Here is a 3,012-nt window from a genome sequence, read left to right as displayed (position 1 = left end):
GTGCGGTTTGTTACGTTCGAATTTTTCTTTAGCCATCGAGACCGTCTCCCATCGTTGAATTGAGCTAGTCACGCCACCATTAAAACAAAGGCAGATATTCACATATCTGCCTTTGGGTATTGGAGCTCATGAGCGGATTTGAACCGCTGACCTCACCCTTACCAAGGGTGTGCTCTACCAGCTGAGCTACATGAGCATATCTTATGCACAACCAAAACATGGAGCGGGTAGCGGGAATCGAACCCGCATCATCAGCTTGGAAGGCTGAGGTTCTACCACTAAACTATACCCGCTAAGCTTTGGCTATCGCTTAAATCTGGTGGAGGGGGAAGGATTCGAACCTTCGAAGTCGATGACGTCAGATTTACAGTCTGATCCCTTTGGCCGCTCGGGAACCCCTCCAGAACGAGGCGGCATTCTCTATGCCTAACCTCACGCTGTCAAGCAATTTCTCATTTAAAAACCTGAGCTTAGCTTCATTGACAGCACTCCGAGCGACTCCGTTAAGGACTTCGACTGCGAAGCGGGCGCCATTCTATGTAAAGTCTTTTGAAGATGCAACGCCTGCGCAAGGCATTTGCTTGTGTTCAAGATTAGTAAAATTACCACTGAGTTCTGCGAGCAAGGCGTCGGTCAATAGCCGGTGGCTTGAGCCAGCTACCACCACCCAGTAACGACGATGGGTTCTTGGGAGTTCGCGGATCAAGGCCGTGTAGTCGACAAGCTGAAGACGCTTCACCACGCTTTCTGCCGAGTCCCTACGTGAAAATATCCCCAGCGAGATTCCGTTAGCCAAGTCACCTACCGTGATTATGTAGCTATCAATATTCCTAGACTGCAGCTCACGAAGCAGCCGCAAGGATGCTTGTCGAGACACAAGAGGGGGCAGGTAAACCCAATAGTCGACTCCCGCGGCCTCATCTACTGACTCTACCCGCGACTCAATATCAAGACTTAGTAGACGCTGCTCAATGTCCAGCGCAACTGATTCTTCGTCAGTCCCTCCTAGATACAAACAAGCCCTCTCCGCCTCTTGCAGCCTCTCTCGAGGAGTCAAGCTACGCGCCTCACTCAATAGTTTGATATCAGGCTCGGCCATCGGCCTGCCGGCACTTACAGGGGAGCCAGTTATTTCAGGAGGCTTGTTTAACTGATACAAACCTAACAGTGCGTTGAGCAGCACTAAAAGCAAGAATAGCCAGCGCATCTATACCTCTATTAAGGACAAGCTTGGGCCAATCCTCTGAAAACTAGGTCAGGCACACACTTAGCGATCGCAAGGTCTTTAGCCAGAGCCATGTCCCCTCCTGTCACAAATGTGGTGAAGTCGTCACCTAAATAGTCTTTAGCGAATTCGACCTGACTGGTGATATAGCTTCGCACCATGATTAGACAGCCCCGCTCGACTGCTTCAGCGGTACTACGTCCAGGAGAAAGGTCGCTTAGCGCCAGCGATGACTCTGCCGCGTCGTACTGCACTCGCCGCGCGTGGGCAAGAAGCTGCCCTCGCAGCAGCGCAGTTCCTGGCACTATATACCCTCCTAGATGCGCTCCATTCTGCGCAACCAGGTCGACGGTAATCGCCGTGCCCAAGTCGATAACAAGGCATGCACCTTTGCAGATCTCATATGCCCCGATAATAGCTAACCACCGATCGACCCCTAAACGCTGCTGGTCATGATATCCATTGACGACATTGCCAGAGCGGCTAGCTAGACACGCCTTATCAACTCTTACATTCAACGCAAGCGCGAGTGCGTTTATGATATCTGCAGTCTCTAGATCACCCCTTACACTGGCCAGACGACACCTGTTAATCGAGCCTGTAAGCTCGCGACGCCCCAGATCCGCTACCAGATCCGGAATATTGACTGCTATGCCGTCAGCACTCGGAAAAACGCAACCATCGGCAATTGTTCGCCATTTGAGAAAACTATTGCCGCAATCGAGCTCAAGAATCATGCTCGACCCTCAGGCTAAGCTCTCCACCACTAAAACACTGCTCTTTGTGGTCGTCTGTCATTAGCCTCAGAGCGCCTTGCTCGTTTATACCGATCATTACGCCTTTAACCTGCAGATTGCCTGCGCTCAAGGTACAACGCCGCCCTTGCCACATATTGTTTCTTTGCCACTCATCTCTTAGCGCGCCAAACCCTTCGCGGGCATGAATGGCCAGATATTGATGCAAGGACTCACTGAGAATATTAACCAGCCCGGATCTATCGACGAGACTGCCTATTTGGCTTTTTATGGATGTCCAAGGTTGGTCAATATCTCCAGCGCTGGAGGTCATATTAACGTTTATCCCGATGCCTATGACAACGTGACAAATGTCAGCCGGATCTCCCGAGAGCTCTAACAAAATTCCAGCTACTTTAGCGCCATCAACATATATGTCATTTGGCCACTTAAGCCCTGCCTTTTCCACACCAGTTCGTCGCAGCGCCTCAAGAACAGCAAGGCCTACGACCAGACTTAGCCCTGTTAGACCTTGCGAGCCATTCGATATCTTTAAGGCCAATGTGTAGTAGATGTTCTGTGCGGGAGGGCTCACCCATACACGCCCCCTACGACCCCGGCCGCTGGTTTGATGCTCAGCCAGCACCAGAAAGGGTGCATTCGCCCCTCCTTGTAGGAGCCTGAGCGCATCGGCATTGGTTGAGTCTACCGTATCTCGGATCCAGAGCGACCAACCGAGACGGTCAGCCATGCTAGTAATGCGATCTTGATCCAACAGAGAGACGGGGTCCGCGAGACGGTAACCCCTGCCCTGAACCTTGAATAACTGAATACCATACCGGGCCTCCAACTGCTTCAGGCATTTCCAGACAGCACTCCGGCTCACGCCTAAAGCTGCACCAATCTCTTCTCCAGAGTGAAAGCGACCATCACCGAGCAGTTCCAACATTCTCTTCATAGCTATCTCAGCTCCCGGCAACAGGGATCATAACGGCTACCCCGTCTCTCTTGTTTTTCCTGGCCCAAAGACAAACCCCCGGTCCTCTTACGAAG

General features: G+C 51.8%; 3 protein-coding genes and 3 tRNA genes. All 6 read right to left on the bottom strand.

Annotated features, from left to right (window positions below; translation table 11 throughout):
* Positions 1-120: 120 nt before the first annotated feature.
* Positions 121-196: transfer RNA gene (locus EA797_RS21595), tRNA-Thr, on the bottom strand.
* Between the two features lie 23 nt (positions 197-219).
* A tRNA-Gly gene (locus tag EA797_RS21590) sits at positions 220-293 on the bottom strand.
* A 24-nt stretch (positions 294-317) separates the two neighbouring features.
* Positions 318-402, bottom strand: a tRNA-Tyr gene (locus EA797_RS21585).
* Positions 403-535: 133 nt separating this feature from the next.
* Positions 536-1,207 (bottom strand): SPOR domain-containing protein, encoded by a 672-nt coding sequence (locus EA797_RS21580; protein WP_122169023.1) that lies wholly within the window; start codon positions 1,205-1,207, stop codon positions 536-538.
* Positions 1,208-1,218: 11 nt separating this feature from the next.
* Positions 1,219-1,962, bottom strand: a complete 744-nt coding sequence (locus EA797_RS21575; RefSeq protein ID WP_122169021.1) for a type III pantothenate kinase — start codon at positions 1,960-1,962, stop codon at positions 1,219-1,221.
* A complete protein-coding gene (birA, locus tag EA797_RS21570) occupies positions 1,952-2,917 on the bottom strand; it encodes a bifunctional biotin--[acetyl-CoA-carboxylase] ligase/biotin operon repressor BirA (protein WP_122169019.1) in 966 nt (321 codons plus the stop codon). Before birA ends, EA797_RS21575 begins: the two co-directional genes overlap by 11 nt.
* Between the last annotated feature and the right edge of the window lie 95 nt (positions 2,918-3,012).

The sequence above is a fragment of the Stutzerimonas zhaodongensis genome, assembly GCF_003696365.1.
GTDB lineage: Bacteria > Pseudomonadota > Gammaproteobacteria > Pseudomonadales > Pseudomonadaceae > Stutzerimonas > Stutzerimonas zhaodongensis.
This window is presented reverse-complemented; position numbering and strand designations above follow the sequence as displayed.

What these genes read in the sequence shown, in the direction of transcription:
- EA797_RS21580 (WP_122169023.1), bottom strand. Translation starts at nt 1,207, where the DNA reads ATGCGCTGGCTATTCTTGCTTTTAGTGCTGCTCAACGCACTGTTAGGT.
- EA797_RS21575 (WP_122169021.1), bottom strand. Translation starts at nt 1,962, where the DNA reads ATGATTCTTGAGCTCGATTGCGGCAATAGTTTTCTCAAATGGCGAACA.
- birA (WP_122169019.1), bottom strand. Translation starts at nt 2,917, where the DNA reads ATGAAGAGAATGTTGGAACTGCTCGGTGATGGTCGCTTTCACTCTGGA.